Origin of the sequence: Streptomyces sp. (genome assembly GCF_031181705.1) — a bacterium.
In the GTDB taxonomy this organism is placed as follows: domain Bacteria; phylum Actinomycetota; class Actinomycetes; order Streptomycetales; family Streptomycetaceae; genus Streptomyces.
Genome location: NZ_JAPSKN010000002.1, coordinates 64,963 through 86,188, shown reverse-complemented (window position 1 = coordinate 86,188; position 21,226 = coordinate 64,963). Strand labels below are relative to the sequence as shown.

Sequence of the window (21,226 nt, the reverse complement as noted above, 5' to 3'; positions counted from 1 at the left end):
ACGACCCTATCCGGGCCGGGGTCGCGCCCTTGACGCGCTCCGGTCACACCGGTGTCACAGGCCGCCCGGGTCGGGGCGCGGGCCGCCGGCGGAGCCATCCGGGTCACGGGTGACACCAACGCGCCCTTGTTGCCGTTGAGTCGAACCGGTACACCTCGCCGTACCGATCTCAGGAAGCCCCACAGGAGGTACGCGTGCGCACCACGAGAACCGTTCCTGCGAGACCTGTACTGATCGTCCCCCTCGCCCTCGCCACGGCGGGTTCGCTCCTGCTGGCCCCCGGCACCGCGGGCGCCGACCCCAAGCCCGTCACCCGGGAGGGCGCCCCCGTCGACGACCGGGCGGCCCGCGCTCCCGAGAGCGCGGCCCGGCGGGCCCTGGCCGCGGCCGGGGAGACCTCCTCCACCGCGACGGACACCCGCGGCTACCCCCGCCGCCAGGTCCTCTCCCCCGACCCGGTGAACCCCGGCGACAAGTCCCTGAAGCTGGGGCTCGTCCCGTACCACGGGATCGCGCCGAAGCTGAACGCCCTGCAACGCCTCGGGGACCGGGTGAGCGTGGAGGTGGCGGGCCGCTCGGCCGGCGGGCACCGCCTCTACCTCGTGACCGTCACCGCCCCGGAGACCACCCGTGAGGCCCGCGCCCAGCAGCGGATGCGCGACCTCATCGAGCGCGCGCCCGCCACGGCGGCCAAGTCCCCCGAGATCAAGCGCTTTTACAAGACCCCGGTCTTCGTCAACAGCAACATCCACGGCAACGAGTGGGAGGGCACGGACGCCTCCCTGAAGGTCATCGAGCAGCTCGCGACCGCCGAGGACGCCAGGACGCGGGACCTCCTCGCGCACAGCCGCCTGTACTTCAACGTCACGGCCAACCCGGACGGCCGTATCGCCGGCACCCGCGCCAACGCGGGCGGCTTCGACCTGAACCGGGACTTCGTCACCGCCTCGCAGCCCGAGTCCCGCGCGATGCGGCGGATCCAGCTCGACACGCAGCCGGCCGTCCTGCTCGACCTGCACGGCTACGTCAACGGCACCCTCATCGAGCCCACCACTCCCCCGCACGGCGAGAACTACGAGTACGACCTGTTCCTGAAGCACACCTACGCCAACGCCCTCGGCATGGAGGCGGCCGTCAACGCCCTCGGCTACACGCCCGCGAAGGACGGCGTGGAACCGGCCCAGATCCCCTTCCGCGACCAGGAGGAGGGCTGGGACGACTGGCCACCGATCTTCACCCCGCAGTACGCGGCCTTCCACGGCACGGTCGCAGCCCACACCGTGGAGATCCCGCTGGCGGTGAACAACGAGGAGTACGACGAACTGCCCGTGGCGGAGCTGCGCCGCCGCTCGGCGGTCAACACGGCCGTGGCGGGCGCGGCCGTGCGCGCGACCCTGGACCACGTCCGGGAGCGGCGCGCGAGCCTGATCGCCGACCAGATCGAGGTCTTCCGCCGTGGTGCTTCCGGTGCCCCGCAGGTGCCGGTGTCGCCGCGGACGGTCCCCGGCGTGCCCGGCATCGGCCCGGAGGACGTCTACACGACCGCCTTCCCGCGCGCCTACGTCATCCCGCCGGGCACCTCGCGCGCGCAGCGCTCCGCCCCGGCCGCCGCGCGTCTGGTGGACCACCTCCTCGCCAACGACGTCCGCGTCACCCGCGCCACCCGCCCGTTCCGGCTCGCCGGGCGGACCCACCCGGCGGGCTCGTACGTCGTGGACATGCACCAGCCCAAGCGCGGCATGGCGAACGTGCTGCTGGCCGACGGCCGGGACATCAGCGACAAGGTGTCGGTGATGTACGACATCTCCGGCTGGAGCCTGGGCCGGCTGTGGGGCGCCACGGTCGAGCCGGTGGCGTCGGGCAGCCTGCGGGGCGCGCCCCTGCGCCCGGTCACCGAGGCGGCCGCCGTCGCCCGCGTGGCCCCGCACGGCGACCTGGGTCTGCGCCTGGACGACCCGCGCGAGATCGCGGCGCTCAACTCCCTCCTGCGGCGCGGCGTCACCGTGCGCGAGGCCCCGGACGGCAGCGCGATCGTGCCCGCCTCGGCCCGCCGCGAGGCGCTCACCGCCGCCCGGACGCACGACGTGGCCTTCACCGCCACCCGGCTCACCGGTACCACCCCGCTGCGCCGCCCGCGCGTCGCCGCCGCCGTCACGCCCGGTGAGCTGTTCGCGCTGCGGGAGATGGACTTCGACGTCACGCCCGTCTCGACGGCCGTGCTGAACGCGGGCTTCGACTGGTCCGGCACGGACGTGCTGTTCGTCTCCGCCGGCCTGGACCGGGCCCGGCTGACGGCGCCCGCCCGCAGCGCCCTGGACGCGTTCCTCGGCCGTCACGGCCTGGTCGGCCGGGGCGCGACGGGCGCGGCCCTGAACGCGGCGGCGGGTCTGCTGCCCGTCACGCCCGTGGCGGGCAACGGGGACGCCAACGGCGTGGTGCGGGTGACCAATCCGGGCCCGCTCACCCGGGGCGCACCGGACCACACCTTCGTCTACGCCCCGCTCTGGTTCACCGGCCTGGGTGCCGGGGTGCGCGTCGAACAGGCGTATGCGACCGGGAATCCGCTGCTCTCCGGCCACTGGCGTCCGCTGCGGGACGGCTCCGGCGGCCCGGCCGCGGCGGCCGGCCGGGCGGCCGTGGTCAGCGGTGACCGGACGGTCCTGTTCGGTACGGAACCACTCTTCCGGGACCACCCCAAGGGAGAATTCGCGCAGGTGGCGAGGGCATTGTTCACAGTGGCACACAGCGGTTCGGTTGAGGAGAGCGGATGACGCAGGAGATCCACGGCACCGTGGCGGACGGCTTCGAGGACGTACGCGAGGAGTTCGCCGCGTTCGTGGCCGGGGAACGGCCCGACTACGAGGGCCAGCTGTGCGCCTACGTCCACGGGCGCAAGGTCGTCGACCTGTGGGCGGGCACCGAGGCGGACGCCCTGTACGGCGTGTTCTCCTCCACCAAGGGCGCCGCCTCCCTGGTGGTGGCCCTCCTCGTCCAGGACGGCACGCTCGAACTGGACCGCAAGGTGACGTACTACTGGCCGGAGTTCGCGGCCGAGGGCAAGGGGGCGCTGACCCTGCGCGACCTGCTCGCGCACCGGGCGGGCGTGGTCGGCACGGACACCGGCTTCACGCTCGCGGAGCTGGCGGACGACCGCCAGCTCGCCGAACGCCTCGCGGACCAGCGGCCGTTCTGGCGCCCCGGCACGGCGTTCGGCTACCACGCGCTGGTCAGCGGCGCCCTGGCCGGCGAGGTGGTCCACCGGGCCACGGGCCGCACGCTCCAGGAGGTCTACCAGGAGCGGATCCGGACCCCGTACGCCCTGGACTTCCACCTGGGCCTGCCCGCCCCGCAGGAACCGCGCTTCCGCACGACGCAGCCGATGGCCCCGACCCCGCGGCAGCAGGCCCTTCTCGACGCGGTGCCCGCGGGCCCGCACACCCTCACCTCGATCGCCTTCAACGGCAACGCGGCGGAGCCGGCCGACCTGGCCTCGCTGCCCAACATGCCGCTGGTGCGGGCCAAGGGCCCGGCCTCCGTGGGCGGGGTGGCGTCCGCGCGGGGCCTGGCCGGGATGTACGCGGCGGCGATCAGCGAGCTGGGCGACCGGGCGCCGCTGCTCAAGCCCGACACCGTGGCGGAGTTCGGCCAGCCCCACTCGGTCGGCTACGACCTGGTCGCCCGGTCCCACAGGTCGTTCGGCCTGGGCTTCCAGGCGACGGCTGACACGTGGCACCCGTTCCTCGGCGCCGGGACGATCGGGCACAGCGGCGCGAGCGGTTCCCAGGCCTTCGCGGACCCGTGGAGCGGCCTGGCGTACGGCTACACGCGCCGGCGGTTCGCCTTCCCGGGCGGGGCGGCCCCGGAGAACGACCGGCTGGCGCGGGCGGTCCACAGGGCCGCGCTCGCCGCCTGAGCCGGGCACGGACAAGGCCGCACCCCATCGGGGGTGCGGCCTCCGCGTGCGCGACGACGGTCGTCAGACCAGCGTCACGGCGATGTTCCCGCGGGTCGCCTTCGAGTACGGGCACACGTCGTGGGCCTTCTCGATCAGCGACCGGGCGGTGCCCCGGTCGACCCGGGGGATGTCGGCCGAGATCTCGACGATGATCCCGAACCCCTCCCCGTTCCTGCCGAGGCCGACCTTCGCGGTCACGGTCGAACCGGTGAGGTCGGCACCCTCCTGACGGGCGACGACACCGAGGGCGCCCTGGAAGCAGGCGCTGTACCCGGCGGCGAAGAGCTGCTCCGGGTTGGTCCCGGCGCCGCTCCCGCCCATCTCCTTCGGCGGGTTGACGACGACGTCGAGCTTGCCGTCGTCGGTGGCCACCCGCCCGTCGCGCCCGTTCTGTGCGGTCGCCACGGCGGTGTACAGGACGTCGGACTGCTGGATCGGCATGCGGTGGTGTTCCTTCGGTCGTCCGCCGCGGCTCGCGCCCGGGCCGGGCCGGATTCGGAAAGAAACTACCGCATGCCGGAATGCCAGCACAGGGGGTCAGAGCTTGACGATCATCTTCCCGGTGTTGTCGCCGCGCAGGACGCCCAGGAAGGCCTCCAGGTTGTTCTCGATGCCCTCAACGACCGTCTCGCGGTACTTGAGCTGCCCCGAGGCGACCCAGGGGGCGACCTCCCGCACGAACTGCGGCTGAAGGTCGTAGTGGTCGCCGACCAGGAAGCCCTCGATCCGGCCGCGGGTCTGGATGAGACGGGCGAGGTTCTTCGGGCCCGGGGCGGGCTCGGTGTTGTTGTAGACGGAGATCATGCCGCAGACCGCGATCCGGCCGCCCTCGTTGAGGGAGCCGATGGCCGCCTCCAGGTGGTCGCCGCCCACGTTGTCGAAGTAGACGTCGATGCCGTCGGGGGCGGCGGCGCGCAGCTGCTCGCTCACCGGCCCGTCCTTGTAGTTGAAGGCGGCGTCGAAGCCGTACTCCTCCACGAGGAGCTTCACCTTCTCCTCCGACCCGGCCGATCCGATGACCCGAGAGGCGCCCTTCAGCTTCGCGATCTGCCCGACCTGGCCGCCCACGGCACCGGCGGCGCCGGAGACGAAGACGGCGTCGCCCTCCTTGAAGGAGGCGGTGCGCAGCAGGCCCGCGTAGGCGGTGAGGCCGGTCATGCCGAGCACGCCCAGGTACGCCGAGAGCGGCGCGGCCTCCGGGTCCACCTTCACGGCGTTCTTCCCGGCCACGACGGCGTACTCGCGCCAGCCGAAGAAGTGCAGCACGTGGTCGCCGACGGAGACGCCCTCGGCGTTGGAGGCCACGACCTCGCCGACGGCGCCGCCCTGCATGACCTTGCCCAGCTCGAACGGGGCCACGTAGGACTTCGCGGCGCTCATCCGGCCGCGCATGTACGGGTCCACGGAGAGGTACTTGTTCCGGACGAGCACCTGCCCCTCACCGGGCCGCGGGACCTCCGCCTCCACCAGGGCGAAGTCCTCGGGCTTCGGCCAGCCGACCGGGCGGTTGAGCAGGTGCCACTCGCGACTGACGGCGGGGAGGGTGGGCGTGTCGGTCATGGTGCGGCCTTTCCTTCGGTCTCCGGCAAATGTTTCAGTACCTGAAACAACCATGCTCCTGAATATTTCAGGTTGTCAAACAACCGGGTACCCTCGACGGCATGGCCTCCACCACACCGACTCCCCAGAGCAGGACGAACCGCCGCCCCGATCCGCTGACGCTCGAGGTCGTGGAGCTGATCGGGGAGGTCGTCGCGCGGTTCCACGAGGACTACGAGTCGGCGGCGGCCGAGCACGCGCTGACGGGCGCGCAGGCGCGGCTGCTGAGCCTGCTGTGCCTGGAGCCGCTGCCGATGCGGAGGCTGGCGCAGCGGCTGAAGTGCGAGCCGTCGAACGTCACCGGGATCGTGGACCGGCTGGAGGCGCGCGGGCTGGTCGAGCGGCAGCCGGATCCGGCGGACCGGCGGGTGAAGGTCGCGGCGGCGACGGCGGAGGGGCGGCGGGTGGCGCGGAGTCTGCGGGAGTCACTGCGGTTCGCGCGGGAGCCGCTCGCGGGGTTGTCGGAGGGGGAGAGACTGGCGCTGCGGGATGCGCTGCGGGGGATGCTGGGGTGAGGTCGCGGGGCGCTCGGGTGTGATGCCCGGGTCGGGCGCGTTGAGCAACCCGGCGCTTTGGAGGGCTCTGCGTCGCTGTTGAGGCCGGGTGGGTGCGCAACTCGGCGACGAGATACCGCTGCGCCCACCCGTGCCGCCCCCCGCGGCACGCATGCCCGCAGCGGGGTGCGCCCCCCGGCGCGGCCCCGACCCCCCGCCCACTGTCAGGCGCTACGTGCACCACCACAGGAACCGGTCGCAGGTTCGCGAGGGGGACGGTTCCGGGTCCGGGGGGCGGGTCGTCGGGTCCGAGGTCTCGGTCGGTGCCGGGGCGGGCGGGGCGGTCGTGGGGGCGGAGGGCGGGCGGCTGGGGGACGTGCCCGCCGGGGCCGACTCCGGGCCCTTGGCCGCCTCCTTCCCCTCCGGCGACTCCGACGTCCCGTCCTTCGGGGACGCGGAGGCCGACGGGGAGTCGGACGTGCTCGCCGAGGGGCTCGCTGACGAGCCCTCAGGGAGGGTGCCCCCACCGGGACCTGCTTCCTGCTCGCCCACTTCGACCTCGGTGGCGTCGCCGTCTGCCGACTCCCCGCCGGCCGCCGCGGGCTTCGGTGCCTGCTTCTGCGCGTCCATGCCCAGTTCCGCCAGGCTCAGCCCGCCCGCCGCCAGGACGAACCCGGCCGCGACGAACAGGGTCCGGCGCCGCCGCCGGCGGTGTGCCGCCGCCTTGCGGTCCCGCCGGGTCGACCCGCCCGGGCCGTCACCGTCCGGACCCTGGCCACGCCGGCGCGCGGCACGCCCCGAGGGCTCGTCATCGGCTTGGTCGACCGTGTCGCCAAAGACCCCCTCGGCAGCGTCGTCGGCATCGCCGTCGTACCCGCCCTGCTCAGGCTCACGCCAGTGCAGCGATTCCGCTGAGGTGCCACACCCGGGGCAGGCCAGCGCGCCGTTGAGGTGCCGTCGGCACGGGTCGCAGTAGTCCATGACGCGGGAAGATTAAGTTCCGCGCGGGTCCCGTTCCTAGATTCCGCTGTGAAAGTTCTGTAGGGACACACCCCGTCGGTGGTTTCGAAACTGTCGAAACCGTTATGCGCGCGACCCATTGACACCCCCGCCGCCCCGTCCTTACTGTCACGCCAGCATTTCGAACGTGTGCCGAAATCTCGAACGTCGCATGACGGGCACACGGACGGAACACTGACGGAAACCGAGCCGACGAAGCTGCGAGGGACAATCGCCGTGCGCATCACCGGAATCAGCACACACGTGGTCGGGACGCCGTGGCGCAACCTGACGTACGTCCAGGTGCACACCGACGAGGGCATCACCGGAGTCGGCGAGACCCGGATGCTGGGACACACCGACGCCCTTCTCGGTTACCTGAGGGAAGCCGAGGTCAACCACATTCTCGGCTCCGACCCGTTCGCTGTCGAGGACCTCGTCAAGCGCATGAAGTACGGCGACTACGGCCGCGCGGGCGAGATCGTGATGTCGGGCATCGCCGTGATCGAGATGGCCTGCTGGGACATCAAGGGCAAGGCCCTGGGCGTCCCCGTGTGGCAGCTCCTGGGCGGCAAGGTCACCGACAAGGTCAAGGCGTACGCCAACGGCTGGTACACCACCGAGCGGACGCCGGAGGCCTACCACAAGGCCGCCCAGGGGGTCATGGAGCGCGGCTACCGGGCGCTGAAGATCGACCCCTTCGGCACCGGCCACTTCGAGCTGGACCACAAGGAGACCCTGTACGCCGTCTCCCTGATCGAGGCGGTCCGGGACGCCATCGGCCCCGAGGCCGAGCTGATGCTGGAGATGCACGGCCGCTTCTCCCCGGCCACGGCCGTGCGCCTGGCCAAGGAGCTGGCGCCGTTCAAGCCGGCGTGGCTGGAGGAGCCGGTCCCGCCGGAGAACCTGAAGGCGCTGGAGAAGGTCGCCGCCAAGGTCGACATGCCGGTCGCCACCGGCGAGCGCATCCACGACCGGATCGAGTTCCGGGAGCTGTTCGAGAACCAGGCCGTCGACATCATCCAGCCGGACGTCGGCCACATCGGCGGAATCTGGGAGACCCGGAAGCTCGCCGCGACCGCCGAGACCCACTACATGCTGGTCGCTCCGCACAACGTGGGCGGCTCGGTGCTGACCGCCGCCTCCCTCCAGGTCGGGTTCACCTCCCCGAACTTCAAGATCCTGGAGCACTTCAACGACTTCGCGGACGCGGAGATCAAGAAGGTCGTCAAGGGCGCGCCGCAGGTGAACCCGGAGGACGGCTGCTTCCACCTGTCCGACGCCCCGGGCCTGGGCGTGGAGCTGGACGTCGACGCCGCCGCCGAGTTCCCGCAGCAGCAGGCCCGTTTCGACCTCTGGGCGGAGGGCTGGGAGCAGCGCAAGCCCAAGGGCACCCAGTGACCGTCCGGCCCCCGGAAACCCGGAACCGGCCACCGAAACCTTCGAAAACCGAAAGGCGCCCCGTGAGCACCGCGGTAGTGATCGACGCCCCGGGCGAGCACCGTCTCGTCCCGCACGAGCCCCGGCGGCCCGGGGCCGGCGAGGCCCTGGTGCGCGTGCACGCCTCCGGCATCTGCGGCAGCGACCGCGAGGTGTACCAGGGCAACCGCCCCGAGGGCTATGTGCGCTACCCGCTCACCCCGGGCCACGAGTGGTCCGGGACGGTGGAGGCCGTGGGCGCGGACGTCCCCGCCTCCCTGGTCGGCCGCAAGGTCGTCGGTGAGGGCTTCCGCAACTGCCAGGTCTGCGACCGCTGTCACGCGGGCGACACGACCCTGTGCTCGGCCGGGTACGAGGAGACCGGGTTCACCCAGCCGGGCGCGATGGCGGCCACGCTGACCCTCCCGGCGCGGCTGCTGCACGTCCTCCCGGACGGCTGCGACCTCACGGCAGCGGCGCTGCTGGAGCCCGCCGCGTGCATCGCGGCCGCCGCGCTGAAGGCGAACGCGCGGCCCGGCGAGAAGGTCGCCGTGGTCGGCACCGGCACGCTCGGCATGTTCGCCGTGCAGTTCCTGAAGGCCAACTCGCCGGCGGAGCTGCTGGTCGTCGGCACCCGCCGGGACCGTGAGGCGCTGTCGCGGCAGTACGGCGCGACGGACTTCCGGACCAAGGACCAGCAGCTCCCGGACGACGTCGACGTGGTGATCGAGACTGCCGGGTCCGCGGACGCCGCCCGGATCTCCGCCGCCCTGCTCAGGCGCGGGGGCCGGCTGGTCCTGACGGGCATCCCGGCTCCGGGCGCCGAGGGCCTCGACCCGACCGACCTGGTCGTGCGGCAACTGGAGGTGCACACCGTCTTCGGTGCTCCGCCGGACGCCTGGGCGCACACCGTGCGGGTGTTCGCCGCCGGGCTGCTCGACCCGCTGCCGCTGGTGACGCACGAGCTGCCGCTCGCCGAGTTCTCGCGGGCCATCGAGCTGGTGGGCGCCGGCGATCCGAAGGTGGGCAAGGTGCTGCTCCGCCCGTAGACGTACGCCGGTACGGGGGCGACCTGACGGCTCCCGTACCGGCGTACACCCAGCCTTGCCGTACCCCGAGCCGCGAACTTCGTCCGAAATATCGAACCGAAGGACATTCCTGTGACCGACGCTTCCGCCCCGGCCGCCCGCAGGCCCGGTGAGCAGGCGCTCACCGCACTGGGCCTGAACGCGCCCGCCCTCGACCCCGCCGACGCCTCGCCGCACTCCTTCCCCGGCGGCGGCCGCTGGCGCACCGAGATCCCCTCCTGCGAGGGGCCCGAGGCGCTGGCCGTGGTCCTCAAGGAGGCCTCGCGGCTGGACGTGCCGATCCACCGGATCAGCCAGGGCAGCGGCGTGTGGATGCTGACCGACGCCGAGATCACCGAGATGGTGGAGGCGACGGCCGAACGCGACATCGAGCTCTGCCTGTTCACCGGCCCGCGCGGCACCTGGGACATCGGCGGCTCCACGCGCACCGACTCGCGGGGGGCCGGACTGCGCGCCCGCGGCCACGACGCCGTCGCCGGCTGTGTCGAAGACGCCGTCCGCGCCACGGAGCTGGGCGTCAAGTGCCTGCTCGTCGCCGACGAGGGCGTGCTGTGGACGCTGCACCGGGCCCGCGCGGCCGGCATCATCCCGGCCGACACCACGCTCAAGGTGAGCGCGCTCATCGGGCCCGTCAACCCGGCGGCCTACGCCGTCTACGAGCGCCTCGGCGCCGACTCGGTCAACGTGCCGAGCGACCTGACGCTCGATCACCTCACCGAGATCCGCCGGGTGTCCGGCGCTCCCATGGACATGTACATCGAGGCCCCCGACGACCTCGGTGGCTACGTCCGGATGTACGAGGTCGCCGAGCTGATCCGGCGCGGCGCACCGCTCTACCTGAAGTTCGGCCTGTCGAAGGCGCCCGGGATCTACCCCTACGGACACCACATGCGGGAGCTGACCCTGGCCACCGCCAAGGAACGGGTGCGGCGCGGCCGGCTCGCCCTCGACCTCCTGGCCCGTCACGGAGCCGACGGTGACATGGCGCCGCTGGGCTCGCGACTGCCCGGCGCTCTGCAACGGTTCGAAATCTCGTCATAACGTTCCGGAAACTCTTCTTACAAAAGACGACACAGCCGACCACAATCCCACACACCTCCTCTCGGTCTTTCCGGCACCACCCCCGGAGCGACTTCGGGCCTCCCAGACCGAGCCCTGCACACAGATCAAGGATGATGATCATGCGAAACCGCAGAGCCGCCCTCGCCGCCATAGCCGGAGCCGCGTCCCTCGCCCTGACCCTGTCCGCCTGCGGGCAGAACAGCGAGGGCGGCAGCGAGGAGAGCGGGGACAGCGCCAAGGGCGGCACCATCGGCATCGCGATGCCGACCAAGTCCTCCGAGCGCTGGATCGCCGACGGCAACAACGTCAAGAGGGACCTGGAGTCCAAGGGCTACAAGACCCAGCTGGTCTACGGCGAGGACGACCCGGACCAGCAGGTCTCGCAGATCGAGAACCTGATCACGCAGGGCGTCAAGGCGCTGATCGTCGCGGCCATCGACAACAAGTCGATGAACAACGTGCTCCAGCAGGCCAAGGACGCGAACATCCCGGTCATCTCCTACGACCGCCTGATCCTCGGCACGAAGAACGTCGACTACTACGCCTCCTTCGACAACGAGAAGGTCGGCGAGCTCCAGGGCAGCTACATCGTCGAGAAGCTCGGCCTGAAGGACGGCTCGAAGAAGGGCCCCTTCAACATCGAGCTGTTCGCCGGCTCCAACGACGACAACAACACCCGCTACTTCTTCCAGGGCGCGATGAACGTCCTGCAGCCCTACATCGACAAGAAGCAGCTCGTCGTCCGCTCCGGCCAGACCAAGCTCAACCAGGTCACCACCCTGCGCTGGGACGGCGGCACCGCCCAGAAGCGCATGGACGACATCCTGACCTCGGCCTACAAGAGCCAGCGCGTCGACGCCGTCCTCTCCCCCTACGACGGCATCTCCATCGGCATCCTGTCCGCCCTGAAGTCGGACGACTACGGCTCCAAGAGCAAGCCGCTGCCGATCGTCACCGGCCAGGACGCCGAGGTCGCCTCGGTGAAGTCGATCATCGCCGACCAGCAGTCGATGACCGTCTACAAGGACACCCGCCAGCTGGCGAAGGTGGCCTCCAACATGGTCGACGCCCTGCTGAGCGACAAGAAGCCCGAGGTCAACGACACCAAGACCTACGACAACGGCGCCAAGGTCGTCCCCGCCTACCTGCTGGAGCCGGTCGCCGTCGACAAGGGCAACTACCAGAAGGAGGTCGTCGACTCCGGCTACATCAAGGAGAGCGACCTCAAGTAAGCCCCGCCACCCACCGACGATTCACCACTGATTGGAAGGCACGACCATGGCGGGACCCGTCCTGGAAATGCGCTCGATCGTCAAGACCTTTCCCGGCGTCAAGGCGCTGTCGGACGTCACACTGACCGTCCGGCAGGGCGAGGTCCACGCCATCTGCGGGGAGAACGGCGCCGGCAAGTCGACCCTGATGAAGGTCCTCTCCGGCGTCCACCCGCACGGCACCTACGAGGGCGACATCCTCTTCGAGGGGGAGGTCTGCCGGTTCAAGGACATCCGGGCCAGCGAAGAGCGCGGCATCGTGATCATCCACCAGGAGCTGGCCCTGGTGCCCTACCTCTCCCTGGCGGAGAACATCTTCCTCGGCAACGAGCACGCCACCCGGGGGATCATCAGCTGGACCGAGACCCTGCGGCACGCCACCGAACTGCTGCGCCGGGTCGGCCTGTCCGACCACCCGGACACCCGCGTCGCCGACATCGGCGTGGGCAAGCAGCAGCTCGTGGAGATCGCCAAGGCCCTGTCCAAGAAGGTGAAGCTGCTCATCCTGGACGAGCCGACCGCGGCCCTGAACGACGAGGACAGCGGCAAACTCCTGGATCTCATCCTGGAGTTGAAAAAGCAGGGCATCACCTCGATCATCATCTCCCACAAGCTCAACGAGATCCGCAAGGTCGCCGACTCGGTGACGATCCTCCGCGACGGCCAGACCATCGAGACCCTCGACGTGAAGGCGCCGGAGACCACCGAGGACCGGATCATCAGCGGCATGGTCGGCCGCGACCTGGAGCACCGCTTCCCCGAACGGTCGCCGCACGAGCCCGAGGAGGGCGCCGCGCCCGCCCTGGAGATCCGCAACTGGACCGTGCACCACCCGATCGACCAGCAGCGCAAGGTGTGCGACGACGTGTCGCTGCACGTGCGCCGCGGGGAGATCGTGGGCATCGCGGGCCTGATGGGCGCCGGCCGCACCGAACTCGCCATGAGCGTCTTCGGGCGGGCCTACGGCCGGTACGCGGGCGGCACGGTCCTCAAGGACGGCAGGGAGATCCGTACGAAGTCCGTCCCCGAGGCGGTCAAGCACGGCATCGCGTACGTCACCGAGGACCGCAAGCACTACGGCCTGAACCTCATCGACACCATCAACCGCAACATCTCGCTGAGCGCCCTGGGCAAGGTCGCCAGGCGCGGTGTGGTCGACGAGCACGAGGAGCGGCAGGTCGCCGAGGGCTTCCGCAAGTCCATGAACATCAAGGCGCCGACCGTCTTCGAGCCGGTGGGCAAGCTGTCCGGCGGCAACCAGCAGAAGGTCGTCCTCAGCAAGTGGATCTTCTCGGGTCCGGACGTGCTGATCCTGGACGAGCCGACGCGCGGTATCGACGTCGGCGCCAAGTACGAGATCTACACGGTCATCGACCAGTTGGCCGCCGAGGGCAAGGCGGTCGTCTTCATCTCCTCCGAGCTGCCCGAACTGCTCGGCATGTGCGACCGCATCTACACGATGGCCGCGGGGCGGCTGACGGGTGAGTTCTCGCGGGCCGAGGCCTCCCAGGAATCGCTGATGCGTCAGATGACGAAGGACAAAGAGGTATCCCGATGAGCACGGACGTGACCGCAAAGAGCCCGGCCCCCGCGCCGCCGGGCAGGAGCGGAGGGGCCGCGGGCGACGGCCTGCTGGCCCTGGTGCTGGACGGCATGCGCCGCAACATGCGGCAGTACGGCATGCTGATCGCGCTGGGCCTGATCGTGGTCCTGTTCGCCGTGTGGACCGACGGCGACCTGCTGCTGCCGCGCAACGTCTCCAACCTGGTGCTGCAGAACAGCTACATCCTGATCCTCGCGATCGGCATGATGCTGGTGATCATCGCGGGCCACATCGACCTGTCGGTCGGCTCGCTGACGGCGTTCGTCGGCTCGATGGCCGCCGTGTTCATGGTCAAACAGGACATGCCGTGGCCGCTCGCGGTGGTGCTGTGCCTCGCCGTCGGCGCGGTCGCGGGCGCCGTCCAGGGGTTCTTCATCGCGTACGGCGGCATACCGTCGTTCATCGTGACCCTGGCGGGCATGCTGATCTTCCGCGGTCTGACGGAGATCTTCCTGGAGGGCCAGACCCTCGGCCCGTTCCCGGACGGACTGCAGAAGGTCGCCAACGGCTTCCTGCCCGAGGTCGGCCCGAACACCAACTACCACAACCTCACGCTGCTGCTGGGCTTCGCGATGATCGCCTTCGTGATCTTCCAGGAGGTCCGTGACCGCAAGCGGCAGCAGGAGTTCGCCCTGGAGGTCCCGCCGGCCAAGCTGTTCCTGCTGAAGCTGGTCGCGATCGGCGCGGCCATCCTCACGCTGACGCTGCTGCTGGCCAGCTACAAGGGCGCCCCGATCGTGCTGCTCATCCTGGGCGTGCTGCTCGTCGGCTTCGGCTACGTGATGCGCAACGCGATCATCGGCCGCCACATCTACGCGATCGGCGGCAACCTCCCGGCGGCCAAGCTGTCGGGTGTGAAGGACAAGAAGGTCACCTTCCTGGTCTTCCTGAACATGGGCATGCTCGCGGCCCTGGCGGGTCTGGTCTTCGCCGCCCGCTTCAACGCGGCCTCTCCCAAGGCCGGCCTCAACTTCGAGCTGGAGGCGATCGCGGCCTCGTTCATCGGCGGCGCGTCGATGAGCGGCGGTGTCGGCACCGTCCTCGGCGCGATCATCGGCGGCCTGGTCCTGGGCGTGCTGAACAACGGCATGAACCTCGTCGGCATCGGCACCGACTGGCAGCAGGTCATCAAGGGCATGGTGCTGCTGGCGGCGGTCGGGTTCGACGTGTGGAACAAGCGCAAGGTCGGTTCGTAAGTCAGCTCGGGCCCCGCCGGAAGGCGGGGCCCTTTCCTCATCGGGAGCCGCACAGATGGAACTGAACAGACGCACGGTCATCGCGGGAGCCGCGGCGGCGGGCATGGCCGCCACCACGCTCGGCGGCACGGCGCACGCCACGGGAGGCAGGAAGCCGGTGAAGACGCTCTTCGGCAAGCTCGCCGACGGCACCAAGGTCCACAGCTGGTCGCTGGAGAACGGCGGCACCCGCCTGAAGGTCCTCTCCTACGGCGGCATCGTGCAGTCCCTGGAGATCCCCGACCGCCGGGGCCGCTACGCCAACGTCTCCGCGGGCTTCGACAACATGGAGGACTACGTCGCCGGCAGCCCGTACTTCGGCGCCCTGATCGGCCGGTACGGCAACCGCATCGGCCAGGGCAGGTTCACGCTCGACGGCAAGGCCTACCAGCTGTCCGTCAACGACGGCGAGCAGAGCCTGCACGGCGGCGCCAAGGGCTTCGACAAGCGCGTCTGGGACGTCGAGCCGTTCGTGAAGGGCTCCGACGTCGGTCTGCACCTGTACTACACGAGCGTCGACGGGGAGATGGGCTACCCGGGCACGCTCAAGACGAAGGTGACGTACACCCTCACCGAGCACGGCGACTGGCGCATCGACTACGAGGCCACCACCGACAAGGCCACGGTCGTCAACCTCACCAGCCACGTCTACTGGAACCTGGCCGGCGAGGGCAGCGGCACGATCGAGGACCACGAGCTGCACATCGCCGCCTCCCGCTACACCCCCACCGACGCGGGCCTGATCCCCACCGGCGAGCTGGCCAGGGTCGCGGGCACCCCCTTCGACTTCCGCAAGGCCAAGCCGATCGGCCGGGACATCCGCGTCTCGCACCCGCAGCTGGTCACCGCCAAGGGCTTCGACCACAACTGGGTGCTGGACAAGGGCATCACCGCCCGGCCCGAGCACGTGGCCACCCTGCGCGACCCGGCCTCCGGACGCACGCTGAAGATCGCCACGAACGAGCCGGGCCTGCAGTTCTACTCCGGCAACTTCCTCGACGGCACGCTCACCGGCCCGTCCGGTCGCACCTACCGGCAGGGCGACGCGCTGTGCCTGGAGACACAGCACTTCCCGGACTCGCCGAACAAGCCGTCGTTCCCGTCGACGGTGCTGCGGCCCGGGCAGACCTACCGGACGACCACGATCCACACGTTCGGCTGCTGATCCGGCCCCGCGGCCGTCTTCGGCCGTCTTCGGCCGTCTTCACAGGTGGCACACAACTTCCTGCGGGAAGCCTCACTGGTTGAACGACGTCACCGGAGTCTCCGTATGTAAGGGCGGCCCGCGCTCCCCCGCGCGGGCCGCCCTCAAACGTCGGGCCCGCCGCCCCCACGGGCCCGCCCTATACGGAGGTTCCATGGCCGACAACGTCACGTCGCTGTTCCGCAGTACCGCGGCCCACAGCCCGTCGATGGCGGCTCTGACACGCGAGGGCGGCGAGGGAGCCGGTCCCGTGGACTTCTGTATCCCGTGCAACCCCTACTTCCCCACCCCCGCCATGTTCGAGGACATGGCGGCCAGGCTGCGGGACATCATCACGTACTACCCGAGCAGCGCCGACACGATCACGGCCGAGCTGTGCAGCCTGCTCCAGTTGCCGCCGCAGTGCGTCGCCATGGGCAACGGCTCGACCGAACTGATCACCTGGATCGACCACTTGCTGGTCCGCGAGTCCCTCGCCGTCCCCGTCCCCACGTTCGGCCGCTGGACCGACCAGCCCATGGAGACCGGCAAGCGGGTCGACATGTTCCCGCTCCAGGAGTCCAGCGGCTTCGCCCTGGACCTCGCCCAGTACGCCGAGTTCATCCGCGCCCGGGGCACCCGGGTCGCCGTGATCTGCAACCCGAACAACCCCGACGGCGGCTTTGTGCACAAGCACGCCGTCGTGCAGTTCATGGACGCCATGGCCGACCTCGACCTCGTCGTGATCGACGAGTCGTTCCTGGAGTTCGCGGACGCCGAGGCCGAACCGTCCGTCGTGCAGGAGGCGATGCTCCGCCCCAACGTCGTGGTCCTGCGCAGCCTCGGCAAGAACTTCGGCCTGCACGGCATCCGCTTCGGCTACCTGGTCGCCAACCCGGCGCTCGCGGGCCGGATCCGCTCGATGCTGCCGAAGTGGAACCTCAACTCCTTCGCCGAGCACGTCGTCTTCATGCTGAAGGAGCACGGCGCCGAGTACGCGCAGAGCCTGCAACAGGTGCGCCGGGACCGGCTCGACATGGCCTCCCAGCTCTCCGCGCTGCCCGGGCTGACGGTCTACCCGTCCCAGGGCAACTTCCTCTTCGTGCGCCTGCCCGTGGGCGCGGAGGGCACCGTGGTCCGGGACCGGATGCTCACCGAGCACCGGATCCTGGTCCGCGAGTGCGGCAACAAGATCGGTTCGTCCAGCCGCTTCCTGCGTCTCGTGGTGCGCCCCCAGGTGGACGTGCGTCGCCTGGTGTCCGGCCTGGAGCAGGTGCTCTACGGGACGTCCAGGAGGGGAGCCGCCGTACCCGAGCTGGGCAACGGGACCAGCTACAGCTCGGGTACGGCGGCCGTGGACCGGCTGGTGAGCGAGACGAACGGGGCGGGAACCCGGGGGCTGGCGGCGCAGGCCATGGCGGCCGGGCCGGGCGGACCCGGCCCGGCGGCGGTTCCGGCCCCGGTCCCGGCCGCCGCGAGCGCGGGTTCCGGCGGCCCGGGCCTCGCCCCCGCGCCGGCGCCCACCGCGCCGATGCCCAGCCCGATGCCCACCCCCGCCCCGGCCGCCGGCATCGGCATGCCGCTCCCCGCCGCCGCGTCCGCCGTGCCGGCGGGCGCGGGCGGTGGGATGCCGATGCCGGCCGCGGCACAGCTGCCGCAACCGCAGCCGCAGCCGGTCCCGCAGATGCCGCAGATGCCGCAGGTGCCGCAGCCCCAGGTGGCGCAGCCGGCTCCCCAGCCCGTGGCCGCGCCGTTCACCGGGCCCACTCCGCCCGGTGTCCCCGCTCGGGGTGGTCTGACGGCCGCGCAGGTGCGGGGGACGAACGGGCTGACACCGGCGCCGGCCACGGGGTGGCCCGCCGCGCAGAGCTGGCCCAACGCGGCGGGGATGGGGCAGGCGGGGTAGTCCGGCGGGTGCGGGGCCGTCGTGGCTGGTCGCGCGGTTCCCCGCGCCCCCAGGGGCGGCGCTACACGGCCGTCAGCTTCCACTGCTGGCACGCGTTGTTCAGCCATGACCACTGGCGTACGTCCGCCCCGTCCGCCGTCCCGCAGTCCGCCACGTCGGCGACCTTGCCCGTCGCCTGGTTGGTGATGCGGACGAAGCCGCCGTCCGTCGCCACGAAGCGGAACCGCTGGCAGGTGTTGTTCAGCCACGACCACTGACGCAGGTCGGCGCCGTCGGCGGTGGAGCAGTCGGCGGTGTCGAGGACCTTGCCGGTGGCGACGTTCACCAGCCGGTGGGTGTCGTCGCCGAGGTCCTCCAGGCGCCAGCGCTGGTTGGCGTTGCCGTTGCAGGTGTACTGCGCGACGTCGGCGCCGTCCGCCGTCGAACCGCCCGTGACATCCAGGCACTTGCCGCTGTTGCGGTTGGTGACCGTGTAGGTGGCGGAGGCGCTGGACGGCTCCCCGGACGGCCCGGGGAGAGAGGCGCCGAGCCGCACCGGTGTGCCGAGGTTCGGCGTGCCGTCGGCGTTCCAGGTGAACTTCTGCGCGCGGGTCGTACGGCCGTTGTCGCAGCCCTCGGAGGCCGCGTCGTTGGCGTGGTAGACGATCCAGTTCTCGCGGCCGTCGGGTGAGGTGAAGAAGCCGTTGTGGCCGGGCCCGTACACCCCGTTGGCGTCACTGCGCTGGAAGACGGGCGCGGACTTCTTCGTCCAGGAGGACGCGGACAGCGGGTCGGTGCCGGTCAGCTCCAGTTGCCCGAGTTTGTAGTCGGGCGTCCAGCAGCCGCTCGCGGAGTAGATCAGGAAGGTCCGTCCGCCCCGCTGGAGCACCTCCGCGCCCTCGTTGACCGTGCCGCCCTGCCGTTCCCAGGCGTACGTCGGTGTCGAGATGGTCGAGTAGGCGCCGCTGACGGTGTACGGGTTGGACATCGGCGCGATGACGAGGTTCTGGGTCCCGCCCGTGACGGCGCTGCCCAGCATGTAGAGCCGGCCGTTCACGTTCAGCACGCTCGGGTCGAGCATCCACCCGCTGCTGAGCTGCCCCTTGTAGGTGTACGGCCCCATGGGGTCGGAGCCGGCGCTCTCCAGCACGTGGCTGCGCTGGGTGGGGTTGTAGTCGGACACGTTCTGTCCGGCGACGTAGTACAGGTACCAGCGGCCATTGAGGAAGTGCAGCTCGGGCGCCCAGATGTTGCAGCAGCGGGAGGCGGCGTCGCCCTTCCACACCTGGACGCTGGGGGCGGTGGCGAGCCCGGCGAGGGTGGTGGACTTGCGGATGGTGATGGCGTCGGTCCAACTGGTCGTCACCAGGTAGTAGTTGCCGTCGTGGTACGCGATCCAGGGGTCGGCGCCCTTGACGGACTTGACGGGGTTCGTGAAGGAGGCGGCACTCGCGGAGGGCTGGTGGACGGACAGCGCCAGCAGCAGGGCCGCCAGCAGGGTCAGTAGGCGACGGGCCATCCGCTGCTCCAGTTCAGGAGGTTGATGCCGAGCTTGGGCGTGCCGTTGTCGTTGCCGTCGTAGTAGTGGTAGACGATCAGGTCGCCGTCGGTGTCCTTCAGGATCGACTGGCCGCCGGGGCCGATGACGCTGCCGTGCGATGCGAGGACGGGGGTGCCGCCGTTGTTCATCAGCGAGACGCCGTTGCTGTCGACGTAGGGTCCGGTGACGCTGGTGGCGCGCCCGACCTTCACCTTGTACGTGGAGCTGGTGCCGGCGCAGCAGGTGTCGTAGGAGGCGAAGAGGTAGTAGTAGCCGCCCCGCTTCACGATGAAGGGCGCCTCGACGGCCTTGGTCCCGGTGGGGCGGGAGGCGAGCGAGTACCGGGTGGTGTTGGAGCCGAGCTGCTTCCCGGTGGACGGGTTGATCTGGATCATCTTGATCCCGGTCCACCAACTGCCGAACGACAGCCACCACTTGCCGTCGTCGTCCACGAAGAGGTTCGGGTCGATGGCGTTGAAGTCGCTGGCGGAGTTCGAGGTGTAGACGGTGCCCTGGTCGGTCCAGCTGCCCGGCTGGCCGGTGGTGGAGGTCGCCAGGCCGATGGCGGAGGTGTTCGAGCCGAACTTCGAGACGGAGTAGTACATCAGGTACGTGCCGCCCTGGTACGAGATGTCCGGCGCCCAGGCCTCGGGGACGGAGGAGTAGTTCCGCCACCAGCTCGGCCTGCTGGAGAAGGCGTCGGCTCCGTTGCGGAAGGCGGTGCGGTCGCCGCTGGTCTTGTGGGCGATGCCGCCGCCGGTGGCGTAGAGCAGGTACTGGCCGGACGAGGTGCGGATCATCGACGGGTCGTGCGTGACGACGTCGCCGGTGACCCGGCCGGGGTTGGGATAGGCCGACGCCGTGCCCGGGATCAGCGCCAGAAGGGCGGCGGCGGGCAGGGCGAGCAGGGTGGTGCGCCTGCGGAAGGGGGTGCGGCTCATACGGGGGTCCTCCTTGCGGTGGGGGTGTCACAACTGGTCGACATTTCGAACAGTGCTCGCAAGTTCGAACGGACCGTAGAATCGAACCCCTTGCGCGTCAATGGTTCGCGCAGCAACAACCAGGGCGCCCCGCCCCGGAGAGGCGCCCGGTCATTTCGCGGCACTGCGGCAGATCCACTCCGGAAGGTCGACCTCCGCACGCACGGTCTTGCCGGGCGGCTCGCGGTCGAGCACCTCCCAGCGGTCGGCGAGTGCGTCGACGAGGACGTACCCACGGCCGTGCTCGTCGAGGGGCCGGGGCGGTCGTACGGCACCGGGCGCGGGCGGACGCGGCGGCCCGCCGCGTGAATCGGTCACCTCGACCCGGACGCGGCCCGGCACGAGCTCCAGCCGCAGCGCGAAGTCCCGCCCCGGCACCCGCCCGTGCGTCACGGCGTTGGCCGCCAGCTCGGCCACGATCGCCCCGACCGCGTCGGAGACGTCCGTGCCGTAGGGGATGCCCCAGGAGTGCAGCTGGTTCAGCGTGAGACGGCGGGCGAGCCGGGCGCCGCGCGGGGTGGAGCTGAGACGCTGCGTGAACACACGTACGGTAACCGGAGGTTGGGCGGTGCTGCGGTTGATCGGCGCTGTCATGCGCCCAATGTGACGTGCGGGAACGGCGATTCTCCAGCCCGGCGCCGCGTACGCTGCGGCAGCGTACGCGGTCACGGACTGGACAGTACCGGTGACGTCCCGTAACCATGCGTGCGGGAGGTGACCGACAGTGGTCGATGGCATGGTGGGGACGGGCACGGGTGGCGAGCCGGAGTCGTCGGACAGTCTGCGGACGTTCGGGGCGGTGGTCCAGGGCTTGCGCGAACACGCCGGGCTGAGCCGGGAGGAGTTCGGGGAACTGGTGCGGTTCTCCAAACACACGGTGGCTTCGGTGGAGTTGGGGAGGCGGATGCCGGAT

Annotated in this window: 17 protein-coding genes; 12 read left to right on the top strand and 5 right to left on the bottom strand. The window is 70.8% G+C overall.

What is annotated here, in order from left to right; genetic code table 11:
• The first annotated feature begins 194 nt into the window (after positions 1 to 194).
• Both RIN80_RS01020 and RIN80_RS01015 read left to right on the top strand, forming a co-directional pair.
• Entirely contained in the window at positions 195 to 2,771 is a 2,577-nt protein-coding gene (locus RIN80_RS01020) for a M14 family zinc carboxypeptidase (RefSeq protein ID WP_309093517.1), read from the top strand.
• On the top strand, positions 2,768 to 3,913 hold the full coding sequence (locus tag RIN80_RS01015; protein ID WP_309093516.1) for a serine hydrolase domain-containing protein: 1,146 nt from the start codon (positions 2,768 to 2,770) through the stop codon (positions 3,911 to 3,913). Before RIN80_RS01020 ends, RIN80_RS01015 begins: the two co-directional genes overlap by 4 nt.
• A 63-nt stretch (positions 3,914 to 3,976) precedes the next feature.
• On the opposite strand, the gene RIN80_RS01010 is transcribed toward RIN80_RS01015, so the two are convergent.
• Positions 3,977 to 4,396, bottom strand: a complete 420-nt coding sequence (locus RIN80_RS01010; protein WP_309093515.1) for an organic hydroperoxide resistance protein — start codon at positions 4,394 to 4,396, stop codon at positions 3,977 to 3,979.
• A 96-nt stretch (positions 4,397 to 4,492) separates the two neighbouring features.
• Positions 4,493 to 5,515, bottom strand: a complete 1,023-nt coding sequence (locus RIN80_RS01005; RefSeq protein ID WP_309093514.1) for an NADP-dependent oxidoreductase — start codon at positions 5,513 to 5,515, stop codon at positions 4,493 to 4,495.
• Between the two features lie 101 nt (positions 5,516 to 5,616).
• On the opposite strand from RIN80_RS01005, the gene RIN80_RS01000 reads away from it, so the two are divergent.
• From RIN80_RS01000 to RIN80_RS00960, 9 genes are all read left to right on the top strand, one after another.
• Positions 5,617 to 6,069: a MarR family transcriptional regulator gene (locus RIN80_RS01000; RefSeq protein ID WP_309093513.1), complete on the top strand. Its 453-nt coding sequence runs from the start codon at positions 5,617 to 5,619 to the stop codon at positions 6,067 to 6,069.
• Positions 6,070 to 7,284: 1,215 nt separating this feature from the next.
• Positions 7,285 to 8,448, top strand: a complete 1,164-nt coding sequence (locus RIN80_RS00995; RefSeq protein ID WP_309093512.1) for a mandelate racemase/muconate lactonizing enzyme family protein — start codon at positions 7,285 to 7,287, stop codon at positions 8,446 to 8,448.
• A gap of 62 nt (positions 8,449 to 8,510) precedes the next feature.
• Positions 8,511 to 9,515, top strand: a complete 1,005-nt coding sequence (locus RIN80_RS00990) for an alcohol dehydrogenase catalytic domain-containing protein (RefSeq protein WP_309093511.1) — start codon at positions 8,511 to 8,513, stop codon at positions 9,513 to 9,515.
• A gap of 111 nt (positions 9,516 to 9,626) precedes the next feature.
• Positions 9,627 to 10,595 (top strand): hypothetical protein, encoded by a 969-nt coding sequence (locus RIN80_RS00985; RefSeq protein ID WP_309093510.1) that lies wholly within the window; start codon positions 9,627 to 9,629, stop codon positions 10,593 to 10,595.
• 140 nt (positions 10,596 to 10,735) lie between these two features.
• Positions 10,736 to 11,848 carry a multiple monosaccharide ABC transporter substrate-binding protein gene (chvE, locus tag RIN80_RS00980; RefSeq protein ID WP_375141578.1) on the top strand — a complete coding sequence of 371 codons (1,113 nt, stop codon included), beginning with the start codon at positions 10,736 to 10,738 and terminating at the stop codon, positions 11,846 to 11,848.
• Between the two features lie 46 nt (positions 11,849 to 11,894).
• Positions 11,895 to 13,445 (top strand): multiple monosaccharide ABC transporter ATP-binding protein, encoded by a 1,551-nt coding sequence (gene mmsA / locus RIN80_RS00975; protein WP_309093508.1) that lies wholly within the window; start codon positions 11,895 to 11,897, stop codon positions 13,443 to 13,445.
• Positions 13,442 to 14,686 carry a multiple monosaccharide ABC transporter permease gene (gene mmsB / locus RIN80_RS00970; protein WP_309093507.1) on the top strand — a complete coding sequence of 415 codons (1,245 nt, stop codon included), beginning with the start codon at positions 13,442 to 13,444 and terminating at the stop codon, positions 14,684 to 14,686. The genes mmsA and mmsB overlap by 4 nt, the downstream gene beginning before the upstream one ends.
• A gap of 55 nt (positions 14,687 to 14,741) precedes the next feature.
• The gene (locus RIN80_RS00965) at positions 14,742 to 15,890 is read left to right on the top strand and encodes an aldose epimerase family protein (protein ID WP_309093506.1); all 1,149 of its coding nucleotides are present in this window, start codon (positions 14,742 to 14,744) and stop codon (positions 15,888 to 15,890) included.
• Between the two features lie 193 nt (positions 15,891 to 16,083).
• Positions 16,084 to 17,814, top strand: a complete 1,731-nt coding sequence (locus RIN80_RS00960; protein WP_309093505.1) for a histidinol-phosphate transaminase — start codon at positions 16,084 to 16,086, stop codon at positions 17,812 to 17,814.
• Between the two features lie 61 nt (positions 17,815 to 17,875).
• On the opposite strand, the gene RIN80_RS00955 is transcribed toward RIN80_RS00960, so the two are convergent.
• From RIN80_RS00955 to RIN80_RS00945, 3 genes are all read right to left on the bottom strand, one after another.
• Entirely contained in the window at positions 17,876 to 19,312 is a 1,437-nt protein-coding gene (locus tag RIN80_RS00955; protein ID WP_309093504.1) for a family 43 glycosylhydrolase, read from the bottom strand.
• The gene (locus RIN80_RS00950) at positions 19,294 to 20,274 is read right to left on the bottom strand and encodes an arabinan endo-1,5-alpha-L-arabinosidase (RefSeq protein WP_309093503.1); all 981 of its coding nucleotides are present in this window, start codon (positions 20,272 to 20,274) and stop codon (positions 19,294 to 19,296) included. Before RIN80_RS00950 ends, RIN80_RS00955 begins: the two co-directional genes overlap by 19 nt.
• Positions 20,275 to 20,424: 150 nt before the next feature.
• A complete protein-coding gene (locus RIN80_RS00945; RefSeq protein ID WP_309093502.1) occupies positions 20,425 to 20,907 on the bottom strand; it encodes an ATP-binding protein in 483 nt (160 codons plus the stop codon).
• Positions 20,908 to 21,037: 130 nt separating this feature from the next.
• Between RIN80_RS00945 and RIN80_RS00940 the strand changes: the two genes are divergently transcribed.
• On the top strand, positions 21,038 to 21,226 hold a 189-nt coding region (locus RIN80_RS00940), incomplete at its 3' end, for a helix-turn-helix transcriptional regulator (protein ID WP_309093501.1).

Excerpts from the sequence above, each read along its gene's own strand:
- RIN80_RS01000 (WP_309093513.1), top strand. The coding sequence starts at position 5,617 with ATGGCCTCCACCACACCGACTCCCCAGAGCAGGACGAACCGCCGCCCC.
- RIN80_RS01010 (WP_309093515.1), bottom strand. The coding sequence starts at position 4,396 with ATGCCGATCCAGCAGTCCGACGTCCTGTACACCGCCGTGGCGACCGCA.
- RIN80_RS01005 (WP_309093514.1), bottom strand. The coding sequence starts at position 5,515 with ATGACCGACACGCCCACCCTCCCCGCCGTCAGTCGCGAGTGGCACCTG.
- mmsB (WP_309093507.1), top strand. The coding sequence starts at position 13,442 with ATGAGCACGGACGTGACCGCAAAGAGCCCGGCCCCCGCGCCGCCGGGC.
- RIN80_RS00950 (WP_309093503.1), bottom strand. The coding sequence starts at position 20,274 with ATGAGCCGCACCCCCTTCCGCAGGCGCACCACCCTGCTCGCCCTGCCC.
- RIN80_RS01015 (WP_309093516.1), top strand. The coding sequence starts at position 2,768 with ATGACGCAGGAGATCCACGGCACCGTGGCGGACGGCTTCGAGGACGTA.
- RIN80_RS00955 (WP_309093504.1), bottom strand. The coding sequence starts at position 19,312 with ATGGCCCGTCGCCTACTGACCCTGCTGGCGGCCCTGCTGCTGGCGCTG.
- chvE (WP_375141578.1), top strand. The coding sequence starts at position 10,736 with ATGCGAAACCGCAGAGCCGCCCTCGCCGCCATAGCCGGAGCCGCGTCC.
- RIN80_RS00945 (WP_309093502.1), bottom strand. The coding sequence starts at position 20,907 with ATGACAGCGCCGATCAACCGCAGCACCGCCCAACCTCCGGTTACCGTA.
- RIN80_RS00960 (WP_309093505.1), top strand. The coding sequence starts at position 16,084 with ATGGCCGACAACGTCACGTCGCTGTTCCGCAGTACCGCGGCCCACAGC.
- mmsA (WP_309093508.1), top strand. The coding sequence starts at position 11,895 with ATGGCGGGACCCGTCCTGGAAATGCGCTCGATCGTCAAGACCTTTCCC.
- RIN80_RS00965 (WP_309093506.1), top strand. The coding sequence starts at position 14,742 with ATGGAACTGAACAGACGCACGGTCATCGCGGGAGCCGCGGCGGCGGGC.